Below are 14578 nucleotides of genomic sequence, written 5' to 3'. Positions count from 1 at the left end.
CCGCCTGCGCCCGCCCGCCCCGCACTTCCTCCGTCATCCGTCCCCCCACCTGGAGGTCAACTCCGTGTCCATATCCGCCTCGACCCCGTCGAGCACAGAACCCGCGCCGCAGAAGGACGAGGAGCAGCGGCTGCGCGAACTCGGCTATCAGCCGGTGCTGGCCCGCCGCATGGGCGGCTTCGGGAACTTCGCGATCAGCTTCTCCGTCATCTCCATCCTCTCCGGCTGCATGACGCTGTACGGCTTCGGCATGTCGACGGGCGGCCCGTCCGTCATGCTCTGGGGCTGGGCGGGTGTCGGCCTGTTCGTGCTCTGCGTCGGCATGGCCCTGGCGGAGGTCACCAGCGCGTATCCGACGTCGGGCGCGCTGTACTACATGGCCGACCGGCTCGGCGGGCGCAAGTGGGGCTGGTACACCGGGTGGCTGAACCTGCTCGGGCTGCTGGGGGCGATCGCCGGGATCGACTACGGCGCCGCGTTGTTCACGGGCGCGCTGCTCAATCTGCAGTGGGGGTTCGATCCGACGCCCGGCTCCACCATGGTGATCTTCCTCTGCATCCTGCTGCTGCACGCCGTGCTGAACCTGTTCGGGGTGCGTCTGGTCAGTGTGCTCAACTCGATCAGCGTCTGGTGGCATCTGGCCGGTGTGGCCGTCATCGTGACGGTGCTGGCGGTCGTCCCCTCGAACCACCAGTCGCCGTCGTTCGTCTTCACCGAGTTCGTCAACGGCACCGGCTGGGAGAACCCGATCTATGTGGCGGCGATCGGGCTGCTGCTGGCGCAGTACACGTTCTGCGGTTACGACGCCTCCGCCCATCTGTCCGAGGAGACCTCCAACGCCTCGGTGACGGCGGCCAAGGGCATCGTCCGGGCGATCTGGGTCTCCTGGATCGCCGGTTTCGTCCTGCTGGCCGGGCTGACCTTCGCCATCCAGGACTACGCGGGCACCCAGGACAGCCCCACCGGGGTGCCGCCGGCGCAGATCCTGATCGACGCGCTGGGCACGTCGGGCGCCACCGCCATGCTGCTGATCGTCATCGCGGCGCAGCTGTTCTGCGGCAACGCCGAGGTCGCGGCGGCGAGCCGGATGGTCTTCGCGTTCAGCCGTGACAACGCGCTGCCGGGCTCCGCCCTGTGGCGCAGGGTGAGCGCGCGCACCCAGACGCCGGTGCCCGCCGTGTGGCTGTCGGTCTGTGTCGCCGCCCTGCTGGCCGTGCCCTCGCTGTACTCCGCGACCGCGTACGGGGCGGTGACCGCGATCAACGTCATCGGGATCACTCCGGCGTACGCCATTCCGATCTACCTCAAGCTGCGCGCCGGTGACCGCTTCCAGCGCGGCCCCTGGCATCTGGGCCGCTGGTCGAAGCCGATCGGCTGGATCGCGGTGGTGTGGGTCGCGATCGTGACCGTGATCTTCCTGCTCCCCCAGTCCTCCCCGGTGACCATCGACTCGATGAACTACGCGTCGATCGCCCTGGTCGTGGTACTGGCGCTGGCCACGGTCTGGTGGTTCGTCGCACGCCGCACGTACAGCACCCCGGCGGCGTACGGGAACGCCCGCGAGCAGGCCGAGATCGCCGAGGGCATCGTCTGAGGAAAGCCGAGGGCATCGTCTGAGGAAGGCCGAGGCGGAGAGGGGCCCGTCGGACGTGGGCGGGCCCCTCCCCCGGGCGGCCTTCAGATCACCAGCAGTTGGAGGCCGCCCAGCACGGTGGCACCGATCACGATCCGGTCGAAGACCTTCTGGTTGATCCGGCCGACGCAGGCACGGCCGATCCAGGCGCCCGGGACGACGAACAGCACCAGGGCGGCGTCCAGCAGCAGCGACTGCGCGTCGATGAGGCCGAGGCCCACGCTGAAGGGCACCTTCGAGGTGTTGACGATCAGGAAGAACCACGCCGAGGTCCCCAGGAAGCCCAGCTTCCGGAAGCCCGCCGACAGCAGGTAGAGCGACATCACGGGGCCGCCCGCGTTGGCGACCATGGTGGTGAATCCGCCGAGCACCCCGTACGAACGCGCCTTGATCCGCCCCCCGCGCGTGGACGTGTCGGTGCCGTCCTCCTCCGGCGGCGGCTGGGAGCCGGTGCGTCTGCGCCAGACTGTGACGCCCGCCATGAAGAGCAGGATCGCGCCGATCGAGGTGCGTACGGCGTCGTCGCCCGCCCACATCATGAAGAACGTGCCCGCCACCACCCCGGCCGCGACGGCGGGGAAGAGCCGCAGCAGGGTCGGCCAGTGTGCGTGGCGGCGGTAGACCAGCACGGCGAGGATGTCGCCCGCGATCAGGATCGGGAGCAGCACTCCGGTGGATTCGCGGGCCGGGAGGACGGCCGCGAAGACCGCGAGGCTGATCGTATTGGCACCGCTGACCGCCGTCTTGGAGAAGCCGACGAGGGTGGATGCCGCCGCGAGTGCGGCCAGTTGCCAGAGTGTGATGGTGTCCATGCCGGATCAGATGGTAGACACATCTTCCTTTCGGCGAATCATCGTTCCGTACGAGGACCGCCGGAAGGCGTTCCGCTGGCTATGCTGCGATCGCTCATGAAAACGTTCAAACGAACACGGCACAGCGGTAGGCAAGGGGGCCAGCATGCGGGAGCCGGTTGAGCTGAGGCGTAAGCGCATCCTTTCGGTGGTGCACGCGCGCGGCGCCGTGAAGGTGAGCTCGCTCGCCGATGAACTGGACGTGTCGGCGGTCACGCTCCGCCGGGACGTCGAGGAGCTGGCCAGGGCGGGGATGCTGCGGCGCGGCCACGGGGTGGTGCGTCCGATGGGCGGCGTCGAGCGCCCGGCAGCGGTGCCGGCGCCCCGGAGCGGTGGACCGGCCGCGGAGGGCGGGGCGATCGCCCTGGTGGTCCCGGAGCGCCATTCCTATCTGTACGAGACCCTGCACGGCGCCCGGACGGCCCTGGAGGAGGCGGGCGAGCGCATCACGCTGCGCATCGCGCCGCAGATGGCCGGCGCCGAACGGCCGCAGGTGGAACGGGCCCTGGCCGACGGGGTGCGCGGGCTGCTGATCGCACCCCGGTGGCGCAGCGCCGCCGGCGAGGAGGCGGACTACGGCTGGCTCTCCGAGCTGGGGGTGCCGACCGTGCTGATGGAGCGGCGGGCCCGGCGCGGCAGCGCGCTGCACGCCGTGGACTCGGTGTGCTCGGACCACTGGTACGGAATCCATCTGGCCGTGGACCACCTCGTCTCGCTGGGCCACCGGAGGATCGTGCTGGCCGCCAGGAACGACAGCCCGACCGCACGCGCCATCCGGGCGGCGTTCGCCGACATCGCGGCGGCGCGGCCCGAGGTGGAGGACTGGGCGGTGGTGCTCAGCTCGCCGACCGCGGGCCCCGGGGAGCCCGGCAGCCGGGAGGAGGCGCCGGACCTCGCGGCGCTGCTGCGCGAGCGGGGCTTCACGAGCGCGGTGCTGCACGGCGACGAGGACGCCCTGATGCTGGTCCAGAAGCTCGCGGAGAACGGGCTCCGGGTGCCCCGGGACTGCTCGGTGGTGGCCTACGACGACGTCGTCGCCGCCCTGGGCAGCACCTCGCTCACCGCGGTGGCCCCGCCGAGGGGCGAGATCGGCCGGGCGGCGGCCGAACTGCTGCTGCACCGGCTGGCGCATCCGGCGGACGCGACCGGTCCGGTGCGCCGGATCGAACTGCTGCCCGGCCTCGAAGTGCGGGGTTCGACACGCGCGTTGCCCGGCTCGGCGGACTCCGCGGGCGCCCCCTCGGCAATCTGATCGATTGAACACTTCGGTCTTCTTTTGATCGATCTATTGACCGCTATCGATCAGGCGATCAGTATTCCCGTGTCTCGAATCAGGAGCCGCGGGAGGCGCACATGCCTGGTCGACAGAGCCGTCGATCCGTGCTCGCCACGATCGCCGCACTTCCCCTGGCAGGCGCGCTCAGTGCCTGCAACGGAGGTGGCGGAGACACACGATCGGGCGGTACGAGCAGTACCGGCAAGACCGTAAGCAGCAGGACCGGCAGGAAGACGCGGATCACGTTCTGGTCCGCCCTGCGGGGCAGTCAGGAGGTCGTGGACGCGTTCAACCGCGGGCACGACACCCTTCAGGTCGATTTCCAGCAGGTCCCCTCGGGGGCCCAGGGCGGTTACGCCAAGCTCAGCAACGCGGCCCGGGCCGGCAACGCCCCGGACATCGCGACCATCGAATACCCGCAGGTCCCGGGCTTCGCGATCGACGGGGTCTGCCGGGACATCACGGACCTGGTGAGCGAAGGGCTGCGGGCCAAGCTGCTGCCGCAGGCGCTGGGGCTGACCACCTTCGAGAAGCGTGTGTTCAGCGTCCCGCTCGACATAGAGCCGATGGTCCTGCACTACCGCACCGACCTCTTCGAGCGGTACGGCCTCACCGTCCCGCGCACCTGGGAGGAGTTCGAGGAGGCGGCGAAGTCCGTGCACCGCAGGAGCGGTGAGCGCAGGATGGCGCTCTTCCCCACGGACGGCGACACCCATCTCGCCGCGTTCGCGTGGCAGGCGGGCGCGCAGTGGTTCGACACCTCGGGCGGCGCCTGGAACGTCTCGCTCGCCGACGCGCCGACCCGTCGTGTGTCCGCGTACTGGCAGCGGCTCACCGACCAGGACCTGGTCTTCATGAACGCGGTGGAGAGCCGGCACAGCGATGTCCAGATCGGCAACGGACTGGTGCTCAGCAGGCTCAGCGGTGCCTGGGACGCGGGTGCGCAGATGAAGGCACGGCCGGCCCAGAGGGGCCGGTGGGCGCTCGCGCCGCTCCCCCAGTGGGACACGGCAGATCCCGGTGTCGGGACCCACGGCGGCTCGACCTTCGCGGTCACCAAGGACAGCGCGAACCCCGAGGCCGCGATGGAGTTCATCGAGTGGCAGGTCTCGCACCCGGACGCGCTGCGGGCCCGGCTCTCCAGCGGGGCGAGCAGCCAGTACCCGGCCGCGCCCGGCCTGGTCGGGGTGGGCCGCGAGGCGTTCGACCGCGCCTACTACGGCGGGCAGGACATCTACACCCTCTTCGAGCAGGAGGCCCGGAAGATCCGTCCGGGCTGGGTCTGGGGCCCCCGGATGACGGCGACCGGAAAGATCATGAAGGACGGGCTGGCGCGGGCGAGCGGCGGCCAGGGCTCCATCCTCGGAGCCGTCAGAGCGGCCCAGGAGGGCACCATGCCCGACCTCAGGGCGCTCGGTCTCGCCACCACGCAGCGCTCCACATGACCGGCGTCCCGCATCCGTTCCCAGCAGCAGAGAGGCAGGTGACAGCATGACCAGCGCCACCCCCGTGTCCGTCGAGGCGGACGCCCCCGCGCGGCCGGCGACGAAGAGCCCGGCCGCCGCCACGCTCCCGTCCTCGGGCCGCAGATCCGCCCGACGGCGTGAACTGGGCCCCTGCGGCGTCCTGATGACGCCGTTCTTCGTCCTCCTGGTGACCGTCTTCCTGATCCCGGTCGCCACCGCCGTCTATCTGAGCTTCTTCAGCGACGACCAGCCCGGGCTCGGCTTCGGCCCCGAGCGCACGGTCTTCGCGGGAGTCCGCAACTACACCGCCGTACTGGCCGACCCGACCTTCCTCGCAGGTCTCGGGGTCGTCGCCCTGTACTGCCTGGTCTACATCCCGCTCATGGTGATCGGCGCCCTCGTGCTGGCCCTGCTGCTGGACTCCGGCGTGGTGCGCCTGAGGGGCACCGTCCAGCTCGCGCTGTTCCTGCCGCACGCCGTACCGGGCATCATCGCGGCCCTGATCTGGCTGTACCTGTACACCCCCGGCATCAGCCCGGTCATCGACCTGCTCGGCAAGGCCGACCTGACCATCGACTTCCTCGGGGTGCACATGGTGCTCCCGTCCATCGTGAACATCGCCCTGTGGAGCAACCTCGGCTACAACATGGTCGTGTTCTACGCCGCCCTCCAGGCGGTCCCCCGCGAGGTCATCGAGGCCTCGGTCGTCGACGGCGCGGGACCGGTCCGCACGGCGCTCCAGGTCAAGGCCCCGCTGGTCCGCTCGTCGATCGTGATGGTCGCGATGTTCACCCTCATCTTCGCGCTCCAGCTCTTCACCGAACCGATGCTGCTCAGCCAGTCGACCCCCATGATCAACTCGCGTTTCTCGCCCAGCATGTACATCTACGACGCCGCCTTCACCCGCAACAACTACGGTCTCGCGGCAGCCGCCTCGGTCATCCTGCTCATCTGCACGATCGCCCTCTCCTACGGCGTCACCCGCTGGACCAACCGCGCCAACGCTGCCGAGGAGGGCGCCCGATGAGCGCGTCAACCGTATCCCGCACCGCCTCGCCCCTGCGGCCCCGGCTCCTCGGACGCTCGGTCGTCAACCTCGTGGTGTTCGTGTCGGTGCTGTACACCCTGCTGCCGGTGCTGTGGCTGGTGCTCGCGTCGGCCAAGAACAGGGACGCCCTGTTCAGCAGCAACTTCCTGTCCCTGACCGACTTCTCCTTCGTGCAGAACATGAAGGACCTGTTCGCCATGGACGGCGGGCTGTACGGACGCTGGTACGGCAACAGCCTCCTGTACGCGGTCCTCGGCGCGGCACTCGGCGCGCTGGTGAGCATCGCGTGCGGCTACGCCTTCGACAAGTACCGCTTCGCGCACAAGGAGAAGCTGTTCGGCCTGGTGCTGGCCGCCGTGATGGTGCCTCAGACGGTGCTCGCCCTGCCCCTCTATCTGATGGCGTCGGGCGCCGGTCTGGTCAACACCTTCTGGGCGGTCTTCATCCCCGTCCTCTTCAACCCCTTCGGCGTGTACCTCGGCCGGATCTTCAGCCAGGGATACGTGCCCGACGAGGTGCTGGAGGCGGCACGGATGGACGGCGCGGGCGAACTCTCCGCCTACTTCCGGGTGGCGCTGCGGATGCTGGGGCCCGGACTGGTCACCGTCTTCCTCTTCCAGCTCACCGCCATCTGGAACAACTTCTTCCTGCCCATGGTCATGCTGTCCGACCAGGACCTCTACCCCGTCAGCCTCGGCCTCTACTCCTGGAACAGCGCCGCGTCCGTCTCTCCCGAGTACTACCCCGCCGTGATCATGGGCTCACTGCTCGCGGTGCTGCCTCTGATCCTCGCCTTCGCCATGCTCCAGCGATTCTGGCGGTCCGGACTGACGGCGGGCGCCGTCAAGTAGCCGTGCCGCCCCGCCCGGACCACCGCACAGGAGAACCATGCCCAGCACTCCCCCCGCCCACCGTCTGCCGCGCGCCGCGCTCGCCATGGGAGCCGACGCCGCGGCCGCGGTGCTCTCCCCTGACTCCCTGGCAGCGCTGGCCGAGGTGTGCACACTCGCACCGCTGCCTCCCATCGACGACTTCACGACTCCGGCCGCCCGTGCCGCGCTCGCGGACACGGAGATCCTGATCACCGGCTGGGGCTGCCCGCCGATCCACGCGGGTGTCCTGGCCGCCGCGCCCGCGCTGCGGGCCGTCGTGCACACGGCGGGCACCGTACGCGGCCATGTCACCGAGGCCTGCTGGGAGCGGGGCATCGAGGTGTCGTCGGCCGCCGCGGCCAACGCGCTCCCGGTCGCGGAGTACACCGTCGCGATGATCCTTCTGTCCGGCAAGCGGGTCCTGGAGCGGGCCCGCGACTTCCGCGCCACGCGCCTGCGCGACGCCTGGCTCGCCACACCGCCCGACGTGGGCAACTACCGCCGTACGGTGGGCATCCTGTCCGCCTCCCTGATCGGCCGGCGGGTGATCGAGCTGCTGCGCCCGTACGACCTGCGGGTGCTGCTCCACGACCCGTACGTCACGGAGGCCGAGGCCGCCGCGCTCGGGGTCACCCCCGTCACCCTCGCCGGGCTCTTCGCCGACAGCGACGTGGTCAGCGTCCACACACCGCTGCTCCCCGCCACGACGGGGCTGGTCAGCCGGGAACTGCTCACCTCGATGCGGCCCGACGCCGTCCTTCTCAACACCTCCCGGGGCCCGGTCATCGACCAGGACGCCCTCGTCGACGTACTGCGCTCGGAGCGCATCCGGGCGGTGCTCGACGTCACCGACCCCGATCCCCTGCCGGCGGACCACCCGCTCTGGGACTGCCGCAACGCGACCATCACCCCCCACCTCGCGGGGTCCCAGGGCAACGAACTGCGGCGGCTGGCCGATCTGGCCGTCGGCGAGGTCGGCCGCTGGGCCGAGGGCGGCAGCTTCGCCCATCCCGTACGACGCGAAAGGCTGGCATTCCTCGCATGACTTCCATCCCCTTCCGGCTCCCCGCCGACGACCGCGGGTCGAGCCCCTTCACCGGCTACACCCGGGACCACTGGGAAGCCGCGGCCGACGGACTGCTCCACGCCGCGTGGAAGTGGGCCACCCCCGGCCGGGCCCTGCTCGACCTGCCGGGGCGCCCGTCCCGGTCCGGCGTCCGCTCCGACGGTCTGGAGGGATACGCCCGGACCTTCCTCACCGCGGCGTTCCGCGTCGCCGGCGCGGAGGGCAAGGACCCCCACAACTGGCTGGAGCGGTACGCCGACGGGCTCGGCGCGGGAACCCGCTCGGCGGGGCTGGACGACGCCGAGTCCTGGCCGCTGATCCGTGACCACACGGTATTCGGCCAGCCGATGGTGGAGTCCGCCTCGGTGGCGATCGGACTGCGGCTGACCCGCCCCTGGCTGTGGGACCGGCTGGACGCGGGCACCCAGGACCGGGCGGAGGAGTGGCTGCGCGGCGCTCTGCGGCACTCCCCCGCGCCCAACAACTGGTACCTCTTCCCCTTCTCCGTCGCCGGTTTCCTGGAGTCGGTCGGCCGGGGCGACGCCGAGACGGCCCGGGCCAGGCAGCGGGCGCTCGACCTGCTGGAGGTCTGGTACCGCGGCGAGGGCTGGTACGCCGACGGGGACGGGCGCGCCTTCGACCACTACAACGGCTGGGCGCTGCACCTGTATCCCGTGCTCGACGCGTATCTGTCGGGCGACGCGGAGCTGTCCGCGCTCTACGGCGCGCGGCTGCGCGAGCATCTGGAGAGCTTCTCGCTGATGTTCGGGGCGGACGGCGCCCCGATGCACTTCGGGCGCTCCCTGACCTACCGGTTCGCGGCGGGCGCGGCGGTCGGGATGGGCGCGGTGTCCGGTCACACCCCGCTGGCGCCGGGCGTCTCGCGCCGGCTGGTCAGCGGCTCGCTGCGCTACTTCCTGGAGCGCGGTTCGGCCGGTGAGGACGGTCTGCTGAGCCTCGGCTGGCACGGTCCGCACGACGCGACGCTCCAGGTGTACTCCGGGCCGTCGTCGCCGTACTGGGCGTCGAAGGCCTTCGTCGCGCTGCTGGCCCCCGCGGAGCATCCGCTGTGGACGGCGACCGAGGAGCCCGCCCCGAGCGAGGGGCCCGACCGGGCGCTGGCCGTGCCGTCGCCGGGGCTGCTGGTCCAGTCGACCCGGGCGGACGGCATCGTGCGGCTGCACAACCACGGCAGCGACCATGTCCGGCCGCACGAGGGCGAGACGGCGGACGTGTCCGATCCGCTGTACGCGCGCCTCGCGTACTCGACGGCCACCGGCCCGACGGCCGCCGCGAACACCGCGGACAATCATCTCTCGGTACGGGTCGCGGGCTCCCGCAGCAGCCGGGTCCGCATCCACCCGCTGGGTGCGGGGCACGGCGACGGCTGGGGCTGGGCGGCGTCCTGGCACACCCCTGTCTTCCCCGCGGGCCCGCCGACCTGGCCGGGCCTGCGGGTGGAGAGCGTGACGGTCGTACGGGGCCGGTACGAGCTGCGGGTGCACCGCGTCCTGGGCGCCCCCGCCGGTGCCCGGGCCGAGGAGACGGGCTGGGCGACGGAGCCCGGGGGCACGGTGCGTTCCGCGCTGCACGGGCTGCACGGCTGGGCGGAGCAGGAGGAGGTACGGGCTCCGCAGGGCACGGCGTTCACACGGTGGGCGGTGCTGCCCCGGCTGGGCGCGGAGGTGGAGGGTACCGAGGTGCTGGTGGCGCTGGCGTCGCTCACCGGTGAGCCGGGAGCCGGGCCGCTCGCGGATGCCGTGAGCGGGGTGGACGTGGCCGGGGAGACGGTCGCGGTGCGCTGGGCGGACGACGGCTCGACGACCCGCGTCGGTTTCACGCCACTGGAGGTCACCCACGGCTGACGTCCGGCCGCCGTCGCGTCGTGCTCGCGCGTCGGCGGCCCTGCCGGAATTCGAACGGAGAGTATCGCTCGCCTTAACGGAGAACTGCGGAACCAATAATGCGGCACGACCGCCTTCGAATTGATCGGAAAAGCCGTCGAAATCGTCGTCGGAGATCACGAACCGCCGTTAATCTGAGGCTGCTTCGCCACGTGGCGCAGCAGCTCCCGGGGGGTGCACATGGGTCCGGAGACGGCTTCGCCATGCGCGGAGAACGTTCACCGGCGCACGGAGGAATTCCGTCGCGGCCCGGCGTGCCGCCGCCTCCGGAATTCTTCCGACGATTCGTGAGGATGACCCGTGCGACGCATCACGTCCGTATTCCTGTCCCTGAGCGCTCTGCTCGCCACCTCCGCGCTGGCCGCACCCATGGCCGGAGCGGCGCCGGCCGGTCCGGCCGCCGCCCCCAGTGGCTGGGAAGCGGTGGACGGCACCGAACTGGCCCGTATCGCGGGGCAGGACGGGACGCCGAAGGCCACCACGCGTGAGGGCGTCTCGGCCACCGCCGAGGAGCCCGAGCTCCTCGCCGTGCAGTCGGCCCGCAACGGCCGGTTCACCGCGACCGAGGTCAACTACGCGGCGCCGAACACCGGTGCGCTGCGAGCCCGTTCCACCGAGGTCGGCGGCTCCTGGGAGGGCTTCGCCTTCGAGTGGGACGAGGCCTCCGCGACGTACGCCCTGAGATCCCTCGCGAACAACCAGTACGTCGCGGTGGAGAAGAACTACACCGGCAGCGCGCAGAACCTGCTGCGTGCGCGTTCCGCGAGTGTCGGCGGCTGGGAGCGCTTCTACCTGTACTACAACGAGGAGCTGGACCGCTACGCGCTCCAGTCCACGCTGAACGGCCTCTTCGTCGCGATGGAGAACAGCTACACCGGGTCGCTCCAGTACGCACTGCGCGCCCGTTCGACCGCGATCACCGGTTCGTGGGAGGAGTTCACCCTCTACGGCATCGGCACCTGACCGGTTCCCCGGCCCGTCACCAGGCGCGCCGCCGAAGGCCAAGGGCTGTCCCCGTGTTCCCCGCGTCCGCCGGGGACTGCGGGACAGCCCTCAGTTCCGTGCGGCGAGCAGGTGCCGCCAGCGGGGCTGCTCGGCGATCAGGCTGGCCGCGGCCAGCAGCGTCGCGGCGACGGCCGCCCAGGCCGGCCACGCCATCCAGGAGAAGACGACGGCCGCGGCCAGATGCAGCAGCACCAGGCCGATGGTCACGGCTCCCGGGACGGGCACGAGGATCTTCTCCCTCTCCATCCCGTTGTCCCCCGGAGTGACGAAAAGGGTCAGCGCGGCGAGCATCAGGACCACCGACACCACGGCGAGCACCACGGAGTACGGGGCGAGAGCCCAGGGTGTGGCGACCCAGGCGACGAGCATGCTGAGGAAGCGCAGCGGATGCGCCAGACGTATCACGCGCCGACTGTCCCACAACGGACGTCTGTTCGGGGGCGATTCGGCACCAGAAGGTCCTTGATACCGCATGTGCCGCAACAGCGGCCCTCAGACGTCGGTGCGGATCACCACCGCGAGGGTCCGGGGGCCGTGTACGCCCTCCACCCGTTCCAGCTCGATGTCGGACGTGGCCGAGGGGCCGCTGATCAGCGTCGTCGGCCGTTCCGGTACCAGCCGGGCGACCGCTTCCGGGACCCCGGCCACGACCGAGGACAGGTCGACGACGCAGACATGCAGGTCGGGCACGAGGGACAGGGCGCGCCTGCCCTGGTCGGCCGATCCGTCCAGGAAGATCGTGCCGGTCTCGGCGCAGCTGACGGCGGAGGCGGTCACCACGCCGTCCAGGCTGTCGAGGCCGGCCGCGGGGATGTCCGCCGAGTCCCGCTGGACCTCGCCGTCGTAGGAGCCGAGCCACTGTTCGTCCAGCCCGGCGGGCACTCCGATCCGCCGGGCACCGTGCTCGCGCAGCACCTCGGCGACCACCTCGGCGGTGCGGTCCGCCGTGCAGGGGTGGACCTGTGCCTTGTAGTCGACGAGGCGGTCCGTCAGGAGCGTGAGACGTTCGTCGTCCGGGAGGGCGCGGCCGGTGCGGTAGGCGCGGGGGATCCCGGTGCCGGGGGTGGGCGCGAGGGCCAGGGCGTCCCTGATCCGGCCGAGCACCGTGTCGCGTGCGGTGGGGGTGGTCACTGGTCCTCCTCGGGGGCCTCGGGCGCCCGGCGTACGCCTTCGTCGGCCGCCGCTCGCATGATCTCGGCGCCCTCGGCCGATGCCAGCCAGGCGCGGAAGGACTGCTTGGGCGGCGCGGCGGTGTCCCGGCTGTCGCTCCAGCCGCTGAACGGGGCGGGCAGGTGCGAGATGGTGCCGTCGCGTCCGCCGACGACCCTGCCGAGGGACGCGGCCTTCTGCGCGGCGGTGAAGAGCCCGGGCTTCTTCATCACCGAGGCCGCGGCCTTCATGGCCAGCTTCTCGGCGGTGGTTCCGGACTGTTCGGTGTGCTGGTGGCGCAGTTCGACGAGCATCGAGGGGATGTCGATCTTGACGGGGCAGGCGTCGAAACACGCGCCGCAGAGGCTGGAGGCGTACGGCAGCGAGCTGTTGGGGTCGTTCTTCGCCGCGTGCATCCCGGCGAGCTGCGGGGTGAGCACCGCGCCGATCGGCCCGGGGTACGTCGATCCGTAGGCGTGTCCCCCCGCGCGCTCGTACACGGGGCAGACGTTGAGACAGGCCGAGCAGCGGATGCAGTTGAGGGCCTCGCGTCCGATCGTGTCGGCGAGCGCGGCGGTGCGGCCGTTGTCGAGGAGGACCAGGTGGAAGTCCTGGGGCCCGTCGCCGGGGGTGACGCCCGTCCACATCGAGGTGTACGGGTTCATCCGCTCGCCGGTCGAGGAGCGCGGCAGCAGCTGGAGGAAGACCTCGAGGTCCTGGAAGCGCGGCAGGACCTTCTCGATGCCCATGACGGTGATGAGGGTGTCGGGCAGCGTCAGGCACATGCGGCCGTTGCCCTCCGACTCGACCACGGCGAGGGTGCCGGTCTCGGCGATGCCGAAGTTGGCGCCGGAGACCGCCACCTTGGTCGTCATGAACTTCTCGCGCAGATAGGCGCGGGCGGCGGCGGCGAGGTGCGCGGGCACGTTGTCGAGGTCCGGGTCGATGCCGGGGATCTCGTCGAGGAAGATCTGCCGGATCTCGTCGCGGTTGCGGTGGATGGCGGGCACCAGGATGTGCGAGGGCTTGTCGTCGGCGAGCTGCACGATGAGCTCGGCGAGGTCGGTCTCGTACGGGGTGATGCCGGCCGCTTCGAGGTGTTCGTTGAGGCCGATCTCCTGGGTGGCCATCGACTTGACCTTGATGACGTCCCGGCTGCCGGTCGCCCTGATCAGCCGGGTGACGATCTCGTTGGCCTCGACGCCGTCGCGGGCCCAGTGCACGGTGCCACCGCGCTCGGTGACCTTCTGCTCCAGCTGCTCCAGGAGTTCGGGCAGCCGGTTCATGGTGTCGGTCTTGACGGCCGATCCGGCGTCGCGCAGCTGCTCCCAGTCGGGGAGCTCGCCGGTGACGTTGAGGCGCTTGGTGCGGATGGTGCGGGTGGCCCTGCCGAGGTTGCGGCGCAGCTGCTCGTTGCGGAGTTCGTCGTGGGCCGCCTCCGGGAACTTACGGTCGCCGCGCAGGTTTCCCGTGCCGTACGGGGAACGGGGCGGGGCTGCGGGCATGCCGAGGAACGTGCTCATCGGGCGGCCTCCATCGGGGCGTACGGCGCGGTACGGGTGGATCCGAGGATCTGGGCGAGGTGCAGCGTGCGCGTACCGGACCTGATGCGGGAGAGCCCGCCGCCGATGTGCATCAGACAGGAGGAGTCCCCCGCGGTGCACACATCGGCCTTGGTGTCGGCGATGTTGCGCATCTTGTCCTGGAGCATCGCGGTGGAGGTCTCGGCGTTCTTCACGGCGAAGGTGCCTCCGAAGCCGCAGCAGGAGTCGGCCTCGGGGAGCTCGACGAGGTCGATGTCCTCGACGGCGCGCAGCAGCTTCAGCGGCTTGTCGCCGACCCGGAGCATGCGCAGGGAGTGGCAGGTGGGGTGGTAGGTGACGCGATGCGGGAACCACGCGCCGACCCGGGTGACGCCGAGGACGTCGACGAGGAACTCGGAGAGCTCGTACGTCTTGGCCTTGACCGTGGCGACACCGGCGCGCAGCGAGGCGTCCCCGTACCGCTCGGCGACGATCTCGTGCTGGTGGCGGACGGAGCCCGCGCACGATCCGGACGGCATGACGACCGCGTCGATCGAGGAGTCCCCGAACTGCTCGGCGAAGTTCCGCACCAGCGGGACGGGCTCGCGCTGGTAGCCGGTGTTGACGTGCATCTGCCCGCAGCAGGTCTGACCCGGCGGGAACACCACGTCGTGGCCCAGGCGGGAGAGCAGCACCGCCGTGGATTTCACCGCCTCCGGAAAGAGCGTGTCTCCCAGACAGGTGGCGAAGAGTCCGATGCGCATGGGGCCTCCCCGGATCGATTT

13 protein-coding genes are annotated in these 14578 nt (G+C 71.0%); 8 read left to right on the top strand and 5 right to left on the bottom strand.

Annotation, left to right across the window (positions count from 1 at the left end):
* The first annotated feature begins 64 nt into the window (after nt 1-64).
* A complete protein-coding gene (locus tag ACWCQM_RS33925; protein WP_267078639.1) occupies nt 65-1594 on the top strand; it encodes an amino acid permease in 1530 nt (509 codons plus the stop codon).
* 83 nt (nt 1595-1677) lie between these two features.
* Here the strand turns inward: ACWCQM_RS33925 and ACWCQM_RS33920 are convergent, their stop codons facing one another.
* Nucleotides 1678-2445 carry a sulfite exporter TauE/SafE family protein gene (locus ACWCQM_RS33920; protein ID WP_450918912.1) on the bottom strand — a complete coding sequence of 256 codons (768 nt, stop codon included), beginning with the start codon at nt 2443-2445 and terminating at the stop codon, nt 1678-1680.
* Between the two features lie 145 nt (nt 2446-2590).
* Here ACWCQM_RS33920 and ACWCQM_RS33915 point away from each other — a divergent pair, with 145 nt between their 5' ends.
* The 7 genes from ACWCQM_RS33915 to ACWCQM_RS33885 all read left to right on the top strand — a co-directional run bounded on the left by ACWCQM_RS33915 (nt 2591) and on the right by ACWCQM_RS33885 (nt 11079).
* Nucleotides 2591-3736: a substrate-binding domain-containing protein gene (locus ACWCQM_RS33915; protein ID WP_450918911.1), complete on the top strand. Its 1146-nt coding sequence runs from the start codon at nt 2591-2593 to the stop codon at nt 3734-3736.
* Between the two features lie 101 nt (nt 3737-3837).
* Nucleotides 3838-5205, top strand: coding sequence for an ABC transporter substrate-binding protein (locus ACWCQM_RS33910; RefSeq protein ID WP_450918910.1), 1368 nt, complete (start codon nt 3838-3840; stop codon nt 5203-5205).
* A 46-nt stretch (nt 5206-5251) separates the two neighbouring features.
* Entirely contained in the window at nt 5252-6253 is a 1002-nt protein-coding gene (locus tag ACWCQM_RS33905; protein ID WP_450918909.1) for a carbohydrate ABC transporter permease, read from the top strand.
* Entirely contained in the window at nt 6250-7125 is an 876-nt protein-coding gene (locus ACWCQM_RS33900) for a carbohydrate ABC transporter permease (protein WP_450918908.1), read from the top strand. The genes ACWCQM_RS33905 and ACWCQM_RS33900 overlap by 4 nt, the downstream gene beginning before the upstream one ends.
* A gap of 37 nt (nt 7126-7162) precedes the next feature.
* Nucleotides 7163-8191, top strand: a complete 1029-nt coding sequence (locus ACWCQM_RS33895) for a hydroxyacid dehydrogenase (protein ID WP_450918907.1) — start codon at nt 7163-7165, stop codon at nt 8189-8191.
* On the top strand, nt 8188-10077 hold the full coding sequence (locus ACWCQM_RS33890; RefSeq protein ID WP_450918906.1) for a DUF2264 domain-containing protein: 1890 nt from the start codon (nt 8188-8190) through the stop codon (nt 10075-10077). Before ACWCQM_RS33895 ends, ACWCQM_RS33890 begins: the two co-directional genes overlap by 4 nt.
* Nucleotides 10078-10425: 348 nt before the next feature.
* Nucleotides 10426-11079: a fascin domain-containing protein gene (locus ACWCQM_RS33885; protein WP_450918964.1), complete on the top strand. Its 654-nt coding sequence runs from the start codon at nt 10426-10428 to the stop codon at nt 11077-11079.
* Nucleotides 11080-11169: 90 nt separating this feature from the next.
* Here the strand turns inward: ACWCQM_RS33885 and ACWCQM_RS33880 are convergent, their stop codons facing one another.
* The 4 genes from ACWCQM_RS33880 to ACWCQM_RS33865 all read right to left on the bottom strand — a co-directional run bounded on the left by ACWCQM_RS33880 (nt 11170) and on the right by ACWCQM_RS33865 (nt 14557).
* Entirely contained in the window at nt 11170-11526 is a 357-nt protein-coding gene (locus ACWCQM_RS33880) for a hypothetical protein (protein WP_450918905.1), read from the bottom strand.
* 87 nt (nt 11527-11613) lie between these two features.
* The gene (locus ACWCQM_RS33875) at nt 11614-12252 is read right to left on the bottom strand and encodes a LutC/YkgG family protein (protein WP_450918904.1); all 639 of its coding nucleotides are present in this window, start codon (nt 12250-12252) and stop codon (nt 11614-11616) included.
* Nucleotides 12249-13793 carry a LutB/LldF family L-lactate oxidation iron-sulfur protein gene (locus ACWCQM_RS33870; RefSeq protein ID WP_450918903.1) on the bottom strand — a complete coding sequence of 515 codons (1545 nt, stop codon included), beginning with the start codon at nt 13791-13793 and terminating at the stop codon, nt 12249-12251. The genes ACWCQM_RS33875 and ACWCQM_RS33870 overlap by 4 nt, the downstream gene beginning before the upstream one ends.
* A complete protein-coding gene (locus ACWCQM_RS33865) occupies nt 13790-14557 on the bottom strand; it encodes a (Fe-S)-binding protein (protein ID WP_450918902.1) in 768 nt (255 codons plus the stop codon). Before ACWCQM_RS33865 ends, ACWCQM_RS33870 begins: the two co-directional genes overlap by 4 nt.
* Between the last annotated feature and the right edge of the window lie 21 nt (nt 14558-14578).

The sequence above is a fragment of the Streptomyces sp. NPDC002125 genome, assembly GCF_053593715.1.
The sequence above is the reverse complement of the archived record's forward strand: the minus strand, read 5'-3'. Positions and strand labels throughout refer to the sequence as shown.